The organism is Nocardia sp. NPDC050799 (genome assembly GCF_040654015.1).
Taxonomy (GTDB): Bacteria; Actinomycetota; Actinomycetes; order Mycobacteriales; family Mycobacteriaceae; genus Nocardia.
This window is the reverse complement of sequence record NZ_JBFAHF010000003.1, coordinates 218,346-232,934: the sequence shown is the minus strand read 5'-3', so window position 1 is coordinate 232,934 and position 14,589 is coordinate 218,346. Positions and strand designations below refer to the sequence as shown.

Genomic DNA, 14,589 nt, shown 5'->3' with positions numbered 1-14,589 from the left:
GACAAGGGGAATCCGATGACCGGTCTCTGCCCGTTCTGCACGATAATCGCCAGCGGCGATCCCGGCGCCCGCGAGATCTACCGCGACGACCACACCGTCGCCTTCTTTCCCCGCGAGCCCGCCACCCACGGGCACACCCTGATCGTGCCGACGAGGCATGTGCCGGACATCTGGGGGTTGCTGGAGTCGGAACTGATGCCGTTGGCGCAGACAACGCTGAAAGTCGCCCGCGCTCTCCGCGCCGCGCTGAAACCCGAGGGGCTCAACATCGTCCAGTCGAATGGACGAGCCGCTACCCAAACAGTGGACCATCTGCACATTCACCTCGTGCCGCGCCGGCACAACGACCGGATGCCGCGGATCTGGCCCGCCGGCACCGAGGAGACCGGCCGGACTCAGGACCGGGCTGCCGCGGCGATCGCGGCAATATTGCTCTCAGCCGACTGAAGGTCTTCCGGAAGCCGCCGCAGGCACCTGGTCGTCACCCGAGCAGAATCACCAGGAAGGCGCACGGCACCCCGGCACGCCGGTGACTCGGCCAGGGGCGAAGGCCGACACGGAAAGTGCCCGCAGGCGAGCGAGGCTTGGGCAGCTCGGCCGTTACCGGCAACTCGCGGGGCACGGCGCGTCGGCGGGATGACCGCGCCGAGCAGCGGGGTCGTTCAGCGCGCCGCCGCGATAACGGCGGCGAGGCCGTTCGGACTCATGAGGGCGGCCGCGTCGGTGACCCGCTCGCCGTTCACGGTCACGGTCGGCGTGGAGTTCACCCCGCTGTTCAGCACCTCGTCGGTCTTCGTGCGCAGATAGGTGTCGTATGTGCGGTCGGTGATGCACTGGGCCACCGCGGGATCGGTGTACCCGGCGGACTCCGCGATATCGATCAACGCGCTGTCGGGCAGGCCGGCACCGCCCTCGGCGGGCTGTTCGGTGAACATATCGGCGAGCCATGCCTGGTAGTCGTCCACGCCGGAATTCGCGACACAGAACGCCGCATTGCCCGCGCGGGAGGAGTATTCGGTCGTACTGGCACGGTCCAGGAAGGTGATGACGCTGTACTCGACCGCCGCGGTGCCGTCGCGTACGGCATCCTCGAGCACCTTGCCGTTGGCCTCCTCGAATGCCTTGCAGGCGGGACACTGCAGGTCCATGACGACGCGGACGGTCACCTTCGCGTCGGATCCGCCGACCCGCACCGCGCCGTCGGCCAGCGCGTTCGCGGGAGCCGAGTCGCCGGCCGCCGCTGTCGCTGTGCCGGGAACCTCCTCCGCCGCCGCACTCCGGACCAGCAGCCCGATACCGATCGCGGCAGCGGCAACCAGCAACACCACGAAGGGGGCCAGTACGACGAGAAGCCGGCGGTTCGATCCCTGATTCTGCGGGGGCGGCCAACCGCCGGAGTAGGTGCTCAATTCGTGTGCTCCCGATCGCCGGACATTGCTCCGTCAGCCTAGTCGGCGGCGCCGGGGGCAGGTGAGATGCTTCGGGTGGGCGGCTCGGTTCCCGAGTGGATCCGGGGCGAATCTGTTGGCCACCGAGAAGGAGGTACGGATGACGAATCGGATACTGGTCACCGGCGGTACCGGCCGGCTCGGGCGCGTATTCGTGCCCCAGCTGCTCGCCGCGGGCCATGAGGTGCGGGTTCTGACCCGTTCCGAACGCGCACCGGAGGCCCATCGGTGGGCGGTCGGGGACCTGAGCACCGGAGCCGGACTGGGCGAGGCGCTCACCGGTATCGAGGTGATAGTCCACCTGGCCACGACCAACGGCCGCGGCGATATCACCGCGACCCGGGCGCTGGTCGAGGCCGCACCGGGATCCGGCCGTCCGCATCTGGTGTATCTGTCGATCGTCGGTATCGACCACCACGCACTCGGCTACTACCGCGCGAAAGTGGCGTGCGAGGCCCTGATCGAGCGGTCCGAGCTGCCGTGGACCATTCTGCGGGCCACCCAGTTCCACGACCTGATCGCCGAGATATGTGACGCCCAGCGCCTGCTGCCGTTCCTCGCGATGCCGTCGAAGGTGAGTTTCCAGCCGGTCGATGTCACCGAGGTGGCCGGTCGCCTCGTCGCGCTCGCGGCGGGTCCCGCGAGCCGGCGGGTACCCGACCTGGGCGGTCCGCAGATTCGCGCCGCCACCGACCTGGCCCGTGCCTATCTGCGTGCCGTCGGACGTCGCCGCCCGGTGCTGGCGGTTCCGTTGCGGGGCAGGACTATGCGCGACTTCCGCGCCGGGCTCCAGCTCGCTCCGGACCACAAGGACGGACGGATCACCTTCGAAGAGTTCCTCGCCGCGCGTGACGAACGGGATCGGGGCCGCTGATGTCCGGGTGGCTTCGCGCAGGTCGGTGCTTTCCTGACCGCGACACAACTCGTGGTCGGAGTGTGGGCGCTGTTCTTCCCGGCCGCATCACTGCTCGTTCTGCTCGGTCTCGCGGTTGTCCTGGCGGCGGGATTGTTCCTGCTCACCCTGTGAACGGCGTCGACGTCGCGAGCCGGACCGCAGTGCGTCACGTTCCGCAACGGTCGTGTCGGTTTCGTCCAAGACAACGGCGGTGGCTGTTCCTAGTCTGACCGCGGGCCGAATCAGAGGCCCATGATCAGGAGGAACTCATGACACGCGAACTCGTCTACACGGGCTTCATGTCGCTGGACGGCGTCGTGGACTCGCCGGGCGGCACGGTCGAGGGGCACCGCGGCGGCGGCTGGGTGATGGACACCGAGTTCGTGCCCGAGGCATTCGCGCTCAAAGGCGAGGAACTCGCCGATACGACCGCGCTGATGTTCGGCCGTCGCAGCTACGAGGCCTTCGCTCCGACCTGGCGCGATTCCGACGATCACGCCGCATACAAGGATCTGCCCAAGTACGTCGTCTCGTCCGGCCTGCGCGAGGACACCCTGATCGACGGGTGGGGCCCGATCACGGTCCTGCGTACGGCCGACGACGTCGCGAAGCTGAAGCAGACCGACGGCGGCGCGATCTACCTCCACGGCAGCGCCGAACTGGCCCGGACCTTGTCGGACGCCGATCTGATCGACCGGTACAACCTGCTGGTGTTCCCGGTGCTGCTGGGTGCGGGCAAAAGCCTGTTCAGCCGCGCCGACCGCGATAAGCGGGCCCTCCGGGTGCGGGACTCGGCCACCTACTCCAACGGCGTGACCAAGCTCGTCTACGACGTCGTGCGCTGACCGGGATCGAGCGCGATCGCGCCGCCGTCTCCCGCGCGCAGCTGCTGCGCCGTCCGCCCGACATACCGGCGCAGTGCCCGGGCGAGGTGGGGTTCGTCGTAGTACCCGAGCTTGTCGACGATATCCCCGGGCGTCCCACCCGAGGTCAGCAGCAGCGCGGCAGTACGGGCGCGCCCGATCTGCCGGACAGCGCCCTGGGTGAGCCCGGTCGCCGCCCGGAAACGCCGCTCGAGCGTCCGCTCGGTCACCTCCGGCGGCGACCCACGCAGCGTCGCCGCGACCAGCGGATCGCGGACCACGACTCCCTCACGCACGAGCCGATCGACGAGCGCCTCGGCATCGTCGGATCGTGGTGTCTCCCGCTGGGCACCATCGAGCCAGAAGGTCCGGCCGGTCACATCGGGCAGGGCGATACCGCCGTCCACCAGCACCGATGTCGCCGTCGAGCCCAACGACGTCCCGACCGCGAACTGGATACCGACGAACCCCGCCCCTTCGGGCACCGGCGCGGTCCCGGTGCGGCTCTCCGGGCCGGTGATCGCCGCATACGGCCGCCCCTGCTGCTCCCAGAACACCAGCCCCCAGGTCTCGGACGCGACCGAGGTCATCTCCGAGACATCCTCGCTGCGGCAGGTCCATACGGACTCGACCCACGGCGAATCCGACGCCCGCGTCCCGAACAGCAGTCCCACGGTCGGATACTAGGCCGGACCGAGCGGCTGGAGCACGGTGCTCGCGACATCGGGCTTCGCCATAGCGCTCCTTTGGCGAGTTGCGCATCGAAGGTGACCGGGGGTGCGCTGTGCAGCGCGGGAGCCGGCTCGAGCATTGCCACCCGCGTCGCCGCCGGAGGACACTGGGGGAATGGTTGACAGGGAGCAACGCACACCCTTCTACGGGATAGTGCTGATACTCGCTGCGCTCGGTGCGTCGTTGGCGGTGAGTTACTACGGGCCGATGTGGTTCCGCGTCACCGTCTATATCCTCACGGTGCTGCTCGTCTTGGTCGGTGGTGTCATGACGTTCCGGGACTACCCGTACTGACGTAGCGAATGCGCGAGCACGTCTCCCCGTTCGTCCGGGGCGGCGAGCAAATACTTGTCGATACGGCCGGCCAGACGGACTGTCTCGAACCACGGATCCACGGAGTCGAGGTCGTGGGTTCGTCCGGCTGACAGCCGATCGCACCGATGGGGCGAATTCGGTGACGCTCGGTCCGTGCGTACACGCTGTTCACCTGCGCAGACGAACTCGCCGATCGGTGCGCCTTCATTCGTCGCGCAAGATCGGTCTGCATTCGCGTAACCAGGCCGCCGCAACGTGTTCGTCGAGCACGCCGTTCTTCAGCACGTCGGCGACGAACATCGTCGGACCGGGTGGGCGGGAAGCTCGTGTCACCGTAGACGTCGCCGATGCAGAACGCGTCGATCTCGCCGTCCGGTTCCGGGAAGTACAGGGAATAGACCAGTACCTGGGCACGGATCGCCGCGGCCCCCAGGAGGAAAACGTCGCGCCGCGCGTCGTAACTCAGGCGTTCGAGGTCGAGAGCGGAAGCATCGCACGGTTCGGGTGACCGGCCGGGTGCGGCGAGATAGAGCCGGCCCGCGTCGCCGGCCACCTGCGCCAGCCCTCGGCGTCGAACCGTGACAGTGCGCTCTCGCCGCGACCGCCCCCGGCCGCCCAGATCACGCCGTCGCGGCCGGCGAGCGCCGGCGGCACCGGCAGGTTCCCGAGCAGCGGGTGCCCATCCCTCGAGAACGCATCCACGAACGATCAACCTACCGGCACTCGAATTCGTCCGGCCCACAGAAGAAGCCGTCGCTGCGCCTCATCCGGGCGCGCAGTGGGCGCAGGTCTGCCGAGTCGTCCGGCACAGCGGGCCGGTAGCGCACCGGTACGACCTGGTGGATTACCTGGAGGTGAGCAACCAGCGGGGAAAGTGCGTACTTGTCGGCCGGCGCGCCGCGCGCCGACACTCGGAGCACCCCGGCGATCGCTGGATCGCCGCGCAGTGATCGGAGCCGCAGATGAACTCAGCGAAACGGACGTCGGTGACCGTACTCGGCGCCGGGTCCATGGGCAGCGCGCTCGCCCGCGCCTTCCTCGCCGCCGGATACCGGACGCACGTGTGGAACCGCAGCCCGGGGCGGGCCACCACCCTGGCCGCCGCGGGCGCCGTCGCACACCGCGATATCACCGATGCCGTGGAGGCGAGTCCGGTGATCATCGCGTGCCTGAGCACCTTCGCCGCCACTCGTGCGAGTCTGTCGCGGGCCCCCGAGATCGTTGCGGGCCGCGATATCGTCACCCTCAACAGCGGAACACCGGCACAGGCCAGGGAATTCGGGCAGTGGGTGCGCTGCGCCGGTGCCCGTTTCCTCGGCGGCGCGATCAAGAATGTGCCTGCGGCCGTCGGTAACCGGGATACGCTGCTGTACTTCGGCGGCGACCGGGCGGTCTTCGACGCGCATACCGACACCTTGCGCGTCCTCGGTGGCGATCTCGATTTCCTCGGCGTGGAGACGGACCTCGCCGCACTCTACGAATCCGCGGTCGGCGCGACGCTGCTACCCGCGCTGCTCGGCTTCCTGGAGGGCGCCGCGGTGCTGGCCTCCCGCGGGCTGCCCGCGCACACGATGGTCCAGTATTCGACGAAGTGGCTGCGGATGATCGAGTCTCTACTACCGGTGCTGGCCGAGGAGATCGACACCGAGAACTACACCCTCCTCGGCTCCAGTGTCGGCCTGTTCCACACCGCACTTGTCGACGACGAGCAACTTGCCGCCGAATCGGGCGTCGACCTGTCCTGGCACGCTCCCATGCACGACCTGCTTCGCCGCGCCGTCGCCGAGGGCCGTGGCGAGCAGAGCATCACCGCTCTGATCGAACTACTCACCGCGCGAGAGTGATCCGCTGCCGCGTATCCGGGCCGGGCCGGAAATCCAGCTCCGGCGGCAACCGGAGTGGTGCGAACCGCGAAACACCGGATACCAGATGCGCGCGAGCTTTCGCGTCCGTGCCCAGGAGCGGACATCCGGCGCCGTGGAGCGGGTCGTAGCCGTGGAGTCCGTCAGCACGGCGGCGGTGCAGGTGCCGGCCCTGGCGTCGGGTGCGATCGGAACAGTGTGGTGAACGCCGAGCGATACGACATGAACAACCTCCGTCGATCTTCCAGATCCACGTATTTCGGGCCGCTCGGACGTGCCCTCATCCGACATGATGTGAGGGCGCGTCGGCTTCGGTCTCCTCGCCGTAAACGGATCCGAACCGTTCGCGGATCCTGCGAGATCGGAGAACTGTGCAGCAGCGTAGGACGGCAGCCGGGGTGCCCGGGCAGACCGAGTTCACCCTGGAATACGTCCCCGACCCGGTCTACGGGCCGGGCGTCGAGTGGCTCATAGCGGGTCTGGAGGAGTCCATTCGGGAAGGTAGTCGTTTCCCGGTCGGCGAGACCGTCGGTATCGGCTGGTTGGACTGCTATGTAACCGACCGCGGAGATGGCACCCTGGGGTTGTGCGAACCCGATTTCGCGCAGGTCCCTCCCGCCTTCGTAGCGGGTACGGCGCTGGCCCTGGAGCAACTGTGGTTTCAGATCGAAGTCGCAAAAAGCGTCGGACTGGACCCGGAACTGGACTTTCCGAACCATCCACAGCGCGCCGTGACCTGCGACGCGTTCACTGCCGCCGGTTCCGTTCTGATGCAACGCCACCCCCACGGTGACTCCGAATCGGGCTGGTTCATCGGCTGCCCCGGCGACATCCATCAGCACACCGGCGACGTACTGCGCTCGGCGCCCCTCTACGAGCTCGCGATAGTGAAACCCGCGATAGTCGGCTATCTCGCGCTGCCACCCGGCTGCTCGATCGTCCTCGCCGACGGCGCTCCCGAAATCACGCGCGGCAATGAACGCCTGGTTCCGCAGCCGGGCTCACTTCTCGCGGAGATGTTTCCCTGACAGTCGAGGCCGTTCAGAGGGATTCGATCCCGCATTTCGAACAGCAGCGCGTGCGCAGCCACTCCGTGGGGAAGCTGGTGCTCGCACTCGGCCGACACTGCGTCCGGTCTCGCCGAGTCCGAGACTCTGTCGGGCCCGCTCGCCGGCTGAATGGGTCGGAACCACACGATCGTCAGAACGAGAAGTGCGACTATCAGCAGCGCCATGACGAGATCGGCCCCGCTCACAGTTCGACCACCGGCCACCGGTACCCGCGCGGATAGTGACACATCGGGGTGACCAACGCGGCCAGGTCGGTGACGATATGACGGACCGAATCGGCGTGCTCGAACGTCGGTACGACGACCGCGCTCACATTGTGCTCGGTGATTGCCGAGGCGACGATGAGCCCGGAAGCCAACGGCGCGGTATCGAGCCGTACCGTCCACACCACCCGATACCCGTGTCGCTCGGCGAGCCGATGCAGATCGACCCCACCGCCGTAGGTGTCTCGCCGGACCAATCCCAGCGCCCTGTCCACACGCACCCCTTCCCGTCCCTTGGTATGCACTCGCGGTCGGGGTGGTTTCACCCGACGGCAAGACGTGCCAGCAACTTTCGTGCGCGGCGGGACCGCAGAGGGACAGGCAGGGGACAGGAGACAGCTCGGAGAAATCGATCTACCCTCGCTGCATGGAGGGCCATATCGGGAAGAGCGTTGCCGTCGAGCGCAAGCTCGCCGGATTGAGCCAGGTGGGTTTGGCAAACCGGGCCGGATATTCGCTGTCGATGGTGAAGGCGGTCGAACAGGGCAGGGAGCCGGCGTCGGCCGGTTTCGTGGCGGCGGTCGCGAAGGCGATGAGTATTGATCCGGACCGGTTGCAGGGCACTCCGTACTTCGAGACTCTGGCCGAAGACGGTCCGCTGACCGGCCTTGAAGAGCTACGCTCGTTGTTCGCCGAGGGCAGCCATATCCGCCCTGCGCAACCGCCGAATCGGCAGGCACTGGCCGCCGGGCTCGCCGAGGTCGAGAAAGCCATGCGCACCGACCGCACACGTCACGCGCTGTCCCTCTTGCCTTCACTGATCAGGCAGCTGCACGGCGCAATCGAACTCTCCGGTGGGGAACAGGACAGGGCAGAGGCGTACTCCCTGCTCTGCTCGGCTTACGTCGCGGCAGAAGGCGCCTGTGTCCGTCTGGGTTATGCCACCCTGACCGCCCTCGTCCTCGACCGGCTCGACCAGGCAGCCCAGCGCACCGATAACCCGGCATTCACCGTGCGCGCTTTGATGAAACGATCACGGCTGCTGATGTCGTACGACTCGACCGATGCCGCGATAGGACTTGTCGGGCGTGGGCTCGACCTCGTGCCGGGTGATACGGAATCCGAACGAGTTCTGCGTGGATACAGCCATCTGCGTGGTGCGATCGTGGCGGCGCGCGGCCGTCGGCTGGGCGTCGCGCGTGAGCACATCGAACAGGCGAGGGCCATAGCCGCACCGATGCGCCATGAGAGCCACCTGTACACAGCCGACTTCGGACCGGGAAACGTCGCCGTGCACGCGTGTGCGATCGAACTCGAGGCAGGCGATCCGGGCAAGGCAGCTCACGACGGCGCCGCTCTCCACCTGCCTCCGGATATGGCCGCGCCCCGAGCGGGGCATCACTGGCAGGACAATGCCCGGGCCTGGTTGATGGCCGGGAAACCGGACAGGGCGCTGGCCGCCCTGAACAAGGCCCGGGCAGTCGCACCGCAGCAGACGAGACTGCACCCGGCGGTACGGGAGACGGTCCACGGGATAGCCGCTGCCCAGCGTCGCCAGAGTGAGAGCCTTGTCGGATTCGCTTCATGGCTGGGTGCCTCACTCTGAAGAAACAGAACAGGGACAGCATCTCCAGTCCTCTACCCTCGGTTCTTATGCTCGAGTGCCTTCGCGGTGCGGGAATCGGCGGGCAGGAACGTTTCCAGCCGCAGCTCGGAGATCGTGACGTGCACGGCGGTGGCGAAAGTGGTGATCGCGGTGATCAGGCTCAGCTCGCCGAGGCTGGATCGGAGCCGTAGCGGGACGGCGAAACCGAAATGATCCGTACCGACCGGAGGCGGGTGCGGTAGATAACCCTCCAGTTCGGCCAGCATCGCCATGTGCCGCTCGTGCGGTGCGCGGGCATTGTCCTGCCTCGGCCGTTCGAGCACATGCTGCGCCCAGTCGTCGAAGTTCAGGATTCGCGGCGCCATACCGCGCGGATGTAACGCCAGGCGTAGCACGTTCACCGGTGGCTCCAGCAGTTCCGGCGCGACGCCCTCGGTCAGTATGTCGAGTCCGTCGTTGGCCGCCACCAGCTCGCCGAACCGGTTCACCACGATGGCCGGGTACGGACTGTGCCCGTCGAGCAGCCGCCGCAGGCTGTCCATCACCGGTTGCAGCGCCGGATCGTCCAGGTCGGTTTCGGGGTAGCTCGGTGCGTAGCCGGCCGACAGCAGCAGTGCGTTCCGTTCCCGCAGCGGCAGTTGCAGCGATTCCGCCACCCGCACCACCATGCCCCGCCCCGGCATGGACCGGCCGCTTTCCATGAAGCTCACGTGCCGTTGCGTGGTGCCGGCCCGCAGCGCCAGTTCGAGCTGCGACAGCCGCCGCCGCTTCCGCCAGTCCTTCAGTGCCGTACCGAAACCGCTCATGAGGCCAGCGAAGCATATTCCCTCCAGGGAATTGAGTGCATACCCTCGTTCGGCGACGGTTGACCACATGAAATATGGACTTCTCCTTCCGGCGGGTCAGGCCCAGCTCGCCGCGGGCGGCTCGGCGCAGAGCCTGGTCGAGATCGCTGTGGAAGCCGAGCGGCTCGGATTCGACTCCGTCTGGGCCGGCGACTCCCTCGTCCGCGCCAGGATCGAGCCGCTCACCCTGCTGGCCGCCGTCGCGCGGGCGACCGAACGCGTCACGCTCGGTACGGCGGTGCTGATGCCCGCCTACCGGCATCCGGTGCACGCCGCGGTGACGATCGGCTCGCTCGATCTGCTGTCGGAAGGTCGACTCGTGGTCGGCGTCGGGGCCGGTTTCCCCGGCTTCAGCGAAAAGGAACTGGAGCTGGTCGGGGTGGATTTCCGTACGCGCTTCTCCCGGCTCGACGACACGGTCGCGCTGTGGCGTGAGCTGTGGACCGGCAACCCGCAGTCGTTCCATGGCAAGGTCCTGCACTACGACTGGTTGCCCGAGGTGCCCGCGCCCGCACGTCCGGGCGGCCCGCCGATCTGGCTCGGTGGAATCACCCCGGCCGCGCTGGGCCGCACCGCGCGACTGTACGACGGTTGGCTGCCCTACCCGCCCGACCCGGCGGTCTACGCGACCGCGCTGGGCACGATCCGTGACACCGCGACGCGGCCGGTCACCCCGGCCCTGTTCGCGACCGTGTTCGTGGACGACGACGCGCAGCGAGGCGCGAAGGCGCTGGACGATTACTGTCAGGCCACCTATCGCATGCCGTTGGAGTCCGTCGCGCAGATCCAGGTGATGATGACCGGTCCGGATATCGCCGCCCAGCTCGGACGGTTCGTCGAGGCCGGTGCGCGGCACATTCTGTTACGCATCGCTGCGGTCGACTCCGCTACGTTCACCGAGCAGTTGGCCAGGGTCGCGGAAATTCTCTCGGCGCTCCCACGGGGGTCGATCCTCGAAGCAGTTGCGGATTGAACCAAGCAAGATGGCACAGCAAATTTCGCCACTAATTCGATCGCCCACGGTGTCGAGCAACTGCATCGGCTGAGCGCGTGCGGTGGTGTGATTGTTGACCGTGGGCAAGGCTGGGCGCCGGTTCGTATGCGGTTTCGTCCGGTGCTGATCGAAAAGTTGCTCAGTCGCGGATTTCGTTGAGTATGTTCTCGACTTCGTGCACCCGATGTTCGAGCCGTGCCGACCCAAGGTCAGCGGCGTCGGTGCGCACATCGTCCAAAGTCTCCCGTGCGGCGGCGACCTGCCCATTCCGCGCGTACGCTTCGGCCAACCACGACCGGTAAAGTGCAGCCTCTCGCTGCCGCTCGGCCGGAAACCGCGCCATGACAGGCGACAACAGAGCCTCGGCGGTGGCCGCGTCCCCCAGTTCGACCGCACTGCGGGCTCGCATCACGTCGATCTCGTCGCGGTTCAGCCAGTACGTCCAGTCGGGTTCGTCGTCGCCCGATCGGCGGCTGTCGTAATCGTCATCCACCAGATCTAGCGCACGCCGCGCTGCTTCACCGTCGCCGGCCTTCGCCGCAGCCCATGCGACCCGCTCACCCAGTAGCGCACGAACAACAGGTGGCGCATCGGTGGCTGCGCCGCGCAGCGCAGTCCGCGCCAGCAGCGCGGCGTTCCGTGGGTCTCCGACATTGGCGAGCTGGTAGCTCAGAGTCGACAGCAACTGCCCGGCGAGCGGTCTGTCGCCGGCCTCGGTCGCGGCCGTCACACCGTCCAGGTAGACCCGCTGCGCCTGCCGGTAGCGTCCGGCATCGGCGTAGACCCATCCGCCGAGCTGCGAGAGTTCGCCAACTACCCGGAGCAGTCGCCGCCGGACTTGCGGCGAATGCGAGCCGTCACGCACCACCGCTCGCGCCGCATCCAGATCACACCGGACGACCGGGTGCAGTGTGCGCCCTCCCACTGAATCGTCCAGGCGACGCAGTTCCACCACCCGTCGCTCCATTTCCTCTGCCAGGCTCGACCCGACGCGCCGCCCCACCGCCATGTGCTCAACCGGGTGCGGATCGGACAACAGCCACTCGTGTGCGATGCGCAGTGGGTCACCGATCGGCGTTGTCGGCACGTCCAGGTCGGTACCCAGCGCCTCCGCATACGCCTGGCGGATCTCATTGTTGACCGGTCGCTGTCCGCGCTCCACCTGAGAGAGATAAGCCGCGCTCCAATGGGTTCTCCGGGCGAACTCACGCAGCCCGATTCCCGCTTCGACGCGCGCTGCGCGCAGCGCCGATCCCGTGGTCTTCTCCGACAAGGCGGCACCCCTTCCGCACTGGCGATTACGCACTGCAAACGCTGTCTGCTACCTGCAACCACCGTAAGCGTTCCGATGCCGAAACCGCACGCATAGCGTCGTTTTCAGCCCCGCCGCCGGGTAGATCGCCGACACCCGCAGTCCCCGGCGGCGGGCGCACTCCACTTCGGGACACAACGGCAGGGGGATCGAGATGTTTCAGCAGAGCCGGCCGATCGCGCTCGGATGGGTCGACGACGACATGAGTCCTGCGCCCGAATGGGACCGGGCGCAGGTGTCGAGGTTTGCGCGGTATCTCGGCTATCGGATCATCTGGCCCGACGAGCGTTCGATGCTTTCAATCGCGGAACAGACGCGCAACTCTGGGGCAGAGGTGGTAATCCTGCCATCCCCGCAGCACCTCGGCCCGGTGGAGTTGAACAGGGTCATGGACGTTGCCGATGTGGAAACGGTGTTACCTCGGTTGTCCTTCGCCCGATGGTCAGCCGCAGGGACTGGTCGTTGATCACGCTCGGATGGACGGCAGTGGTCGGCCTCCCGATAGCCGTCCTTATCTGGGCAGTGCGGTGGCCGAGTGACAAGGGCTGAGCCCGACGAGTTCAAAGCTGGGGCTGCTGCATGGGTAGTTAGTACCGTGACGGTTCAAGGCCCGCGTCCCGACTATGGAGATCCGGCCCCGCCCTGGGTGAGCATTAGTTGGGTACGGGAATGCTTGGGCTGGGTGATCAAGGTCACGTACCGCTGGCGGAAGTTCGGCTGGCGTTGACCCGAGGGCAGGGGTCCACCCTAGGTGCATGACCAAGATGAACCACGAGCCTCAGACTGATTCACCCTGGACCGGCATGGTGCCGGTCGAGGACACGGCGCTGGCCGTGACCGACACCGGCGGAACCGGCATTCCGGTGATCTACCTCAATGGTTCGTATGCCAATCAGAAGCATTGGCGGCGCGTCATCGCCGACCTGGGTCCGGGCTGGCGGCACATCACTTACGACGAGCGGGCCCGCGGCCGATCGCGGCGTTCGGTGGACTATTCCTTTGACGCATGCGTTCGCGATGTCGATGCCGTTCTCGCGGCGCGGGGGGTGGACCGGCCGATACTGGTGGGTTGGTCTTACGGTGCGGTGGTGGGGGTGCACTGGGCCGCCCGGAACCCGGACCGCGCCTTGGGCGTGGTCCCGGCGGACGGTGCGTACCCGTACGACTTGTTCAACGGCGGCCGCATGACCCGGGATGATGTCCGTCGCCTGTTCCGCCGAATGCGCTGGGTGTTTCCGGTGGCCCGCCGGCTGGGCTTGGCCGCCCGGATGTCCGGCGACCAGCACGCCGAGGTCAATATCGAGCTGAACGAGGTTGTCGCCGAGATCGAGCCTGTGCTGAACAACCTCGCCGTGCCGGTGCGCTGGGTGGTCGCTTCGGGTGGGAACCTCGGTGGTGACGCCGATGAGATGGCAGAACAGCGGGCCAACCTCGCCCCGGTGCTCTCCCGCAATCCGAACATCAAGGTAAGCGCGACCGTCGCCAGCAACCACTCGAAGCTTCTGAGCAAAGACTTCCGCGCCGTCGCCAACGCCGTGCGCGAAATCGCCGCCCTCGGCAGCGGGCGTCGTTGAGGCCGTGACGAGCGGTCTGACGATCGGTCAAGCGGCGGCCTACGCCGGCGTCACGGTGAAGACCGTGCGGCACTACCACCGGCTCGGCCTGGTCGAGGAACCCCTTCGCGACAGTCTCGGTTATCGACGCTACGGCTCGGCCGACATGCTGCGGCTGGTTCAGGTCCGGATACTGGCCGAAGCAGGCGTGCCGCTGGCCGAAATCGACGCCATGCTCGGCGCCGATTCGCAACAGTTCGCCGCACACGTGGCCGGCGTCAAACAACGGCTGGCCGATCGGATCCAGGAGCTGGTCGCGCGCCATGACATGGTGGACCGGCTCGCCGCCGGGAACCGGCTCCTGTTGCCCGATCGCGCGTGCGCGTTGTTGGACCGTGCCGCCGACCTGGGTTTCCCTCCGGACTACCTTGCGCAGTCCCGAGAGAGCCTTGTGCTGGCCAAGGCGCTGGTCCCGTGGGATTTCGACGACTTCCTCACCCAAATCGAGCACTCCCTCGACGACGCCCAGTACGTGACCCTGCTCAAGCGCACCTGGGAGGCCAGTGGGTGGGAACCGGACGATCCGCGGGTCGCCGAACTCGCCACGGCCATCGCCGACCACCTTCTCGCCAACCCCGAACTGCTAGCGATACCCAGCAGTCTCCAAGGCAAGACCGACTCGGCGGCCCGGTTCGGATTGATCGATGATTATCAGGCGCAGATCGCACCCGCCTGGAGCCGTTTGATGGCACTGGTCGAAGCCCGATTGCGCTCTGCCGACATCAATGTCAGGGGCACACAACCATGAGCGTTGCCGATAAACCTGGTCAACACCGAACCGGCCAAATCAATGGGCGCACCCGGCTGGACATCCCTCGACATCACCTGAAC

At 67.3% G+C, this 14,589-nt stretch carries 17 protein-coding genes; 12 read left to right on the top strand and 5 right to left on the bottom strand.

The features are described 5' to 3' along the window. Positions 1-15: 15 nt before the first annotated feature. Positions 16-447: an HIT domain-containing protein gene (locus tag AB0H42_RS05260; RefSeq protein ID WP_357050084.1), complete on the top strand. Its 432-nt coding sequence runs from the start codon at positions 16-18 to the stop codon at positions 445-447. 215 nt (positions 448-662) lie between these two features. Here the strand turns inward: AB0H42_RS05260 and AB0H42_RS05255 are convergent, their stop codons facing one another. Next, positions 663-1,409: a thioredoxin domain-containing protein gene (locus AB0H42_RS05255; RefSeq protein WP_357050081.1), complete on the bottom strand. Its 747-nt coding sequence runs from the start codon at positions 1,407-1,409 to the stop codon at positions 663-665. Between the two features lie 139 nt (positions 1,410-1,548). Here AB0H42_RS05255 and AB0H42_RS05250 point away from each other — a divergent pair, with 139 nt between their 5' ends. Beyond that, entirely contained in the window at positions 1,549-2,322 is a 774-nt protein-coding gene (locus AB0H42_RS05250) for an SDR family oxidoreductase (protein WP_357050078.1), read from the top strand. A gap of 290 nt (positions 2,323-2,612) precedes the next feature. Next, positions 2,613-3,188, top strand: coding sequence for a dihydrofolate reductase family protein (locus AB0H42_RS05245; protein ID WP_357050076.1), 576 nt, complete (start codon positions 2,613-2,615; stop codon positions 3,186-3,188). On the opposite strand, the gene AB0H42_RS05240 is transcribed toward AB0H42_RS05245, so the two are convergent. After that, the gene (locus tag AB0H42_RS05240) at positions 3,170-3,880 is read right to left on the bottom strand and encodes a helix-turn-helix domain-containing protein (protein WP_357050073.1); all 711 of its coding nucleotides are present in this window, start codon (positions 3,878-3,880) and stop codon (positions 3,170-3,172) included. The genes AB0H42_RS05245 and AB0H42_RS05240 overlap by 19 nt on opposite strands. A 172-nt stretch (positions 3,881-4,052) precedes the next feature. Between AB0H42_RS05240 and AB0H42_RS05235 the strand changes: the two genes are divergently transcribed. The 4 genes from AB0H42_RS05235 to AB0H42_RS05220 all read left to right on the top strand — a co-directional run bounded on the left by AB0H42_RS05235 (position 4,053) and on the right by AB0H42_RS05220 (position 7,143). Beyond that, a complete protein-coding gene (locus AB0H42_RS05235; protein ID WP_357050070.1) occupies positions 4,053-4,232 on the top strand; it encodes a hypothetical protein in 180 nt (59 codons plus the stop codon). 160 nt (positions 4,233-4,392) lie between these two features. After that, a complete protein-coding gene (locus AB0H42_RS05230; RefSeq protein ID WP_357050067.1) occupies positions 4,393-4,761 on the top strand; it encodes a hypothetical protein in 369 nt (122 codons plus the stop codon). A 454-nt stretch (positions 4,762-5,215) separates the two neighbouring features. After that, a complete protein-coding gene (locus tag AB0H42_RS05225) occupies positions 5,216-6,097 on the top strand; it encodes an NAD(P)-binding domain-containing protein (RefSeq protein ID WP_357050064.1) in 882 nt (293 codons plus the stop codon). Between the two features lie 389 nt (positions 6,098-6,486). Beyond that, positions 6,487-7,143 (top strand): hypothetical protein, encoded by a 657-nt coding sequence (locus tag AB0H42_RS05220; protein ID WP_357050061.1) that lies wholly within the window; start codon positions 6,487-6,489, stop codon positions 7,141-7,143. A gap of 223 nt (positions 7,144-7,366) precedes the next feature. Here AB0H42_RS05220 and AB0H42_RS05215 read toward each other — a convergent pair whose 3' ends face one another. After that, positions 7,367-7,663: a hypothetical protein gene (locus AB0H42_RS05215; protein WP_357050058.1), complete on the bottom strand. Its 297-nt coding sequence runs from the start codon at positions 7,661-7,663 to the stop codon at positions 7,367-7,369. Between the two features lie 152 nt (positions 7,664-7,815). Between AB0H42_RS05215 and AB0H42_RS05210 the strand changes: the two genes are divergently transcribed. Beyond that, positions 7,816-8,994 (top strand): helix-turn-helix transcriptional regulator, encoded by a 1,179-nt coding sequence (locus AB0H42_RS05210; protein ID WP_357050056.1) that lies wholly within the window; start codon positions 7,816-7,818, stop codon positions 8,992-8,994. 32 nt (positions 8,995-9,026) lie between these two features. Here the strand turns inward: AB0H42_RS05210 and AB0H42_RS05205 are convergent, their stop codons facing one another. Beyond that, positions 9,027-9,800, bottom strand: a complete 774-nt coding sequence (locus tag AB0H42_RS05205) for a helix-turn-helix transcriptional regulator (RefSeq protein ID WP_357050053.1) — start codon at positions 9,798-9,800, stop codon at positions 9,027-9,029. Between the two features lie 67 nt (positions 9,801-9,867). On the opposite strand from AB0H42_RS05205, the gene AB0H42_RS05200 reads away from it, so the two are divergent. Further along, positions 9,868-10,812: an LLM class flavin-dependent oxidoreductase gene (locus AB0H42_RS05200; protein WP_357050050.1), complete on the top strand. Its 945-nt coding sequence runs from the start codon at positions 9,868-9,870 to the stop codon at positions 10,810-10,812. Positions 10,813-10,972: 160 nt separating this feature from the next. Here the strand turns inward: AB0H42_RS05200 and AB0H42_RS05195 are convergent, their stop codons facing one another. Continuing rightward, positions 10,973-12,106 carry a helix-turn-helix transcriptional regulator gene (locus AB0H42_RS05195; RefSeq protein WP_357050047.1) on the bottom strand — a complete coding sequence of 378 codons (1,134 nt, stop codon included), beginning with the start codon at positions 12,104-12,106 and terminating at the stop codon, positions 10,973-10,975. Positions 12,107-12,299: 193 nt separating this feature from the next. Here AB0H42_RS05195 and AB0H42_RS05190 point away from each other — a divergent pair, with 193 nt between their 5' ends. The 3 genes from AB0H42_RS05190 to AB0H42_RS05180 all read left to right on the top strand — a co-directional run bounded on the left by AB0H42_RS05190 (position 12,300) and on the right by AB0H42_RS05180 (position 14,506). Continuing rightward, positions 12,300-12,611, top strand: a complete 312-nt coding sequence (locus tag AB0H42_RS05190) for a hypothetical protein (RefSeq protein WP_357050045.1) — start codon at positions 12,300-12,302, stop codon at positions 12,609-12,611. 289 nt (positions 12,612-12,900) lie between these two features. After that, on the top strand, positions 12,901-13,719 hold the full coding sequence (locus AB0H42_RS05185; protein WP_357050042.1) for an alpha/beta hydrolase: 819 nt from the start codon (positions 12,901-12,903) through the stop codon (positions 13,717-13,719). A 4-nt stretch (positions 13,720-13,723) separates the two neighbouring features. Next, positions 13,724-14,506 carry a MerR family transcriptional regulator gene (locus AB0H42_RS05180; RefSeq protein ID WP_357050039.1) on the top strand — a complete coding sequence of 261 codons (783 nt, stop codon included), beginning with the start codon at positions 13,724-13,726 and terminating at the stop codon, positions 14,504-14,506. Positions 14,507-14,589 lie beyond the last annotated feature (83 nt).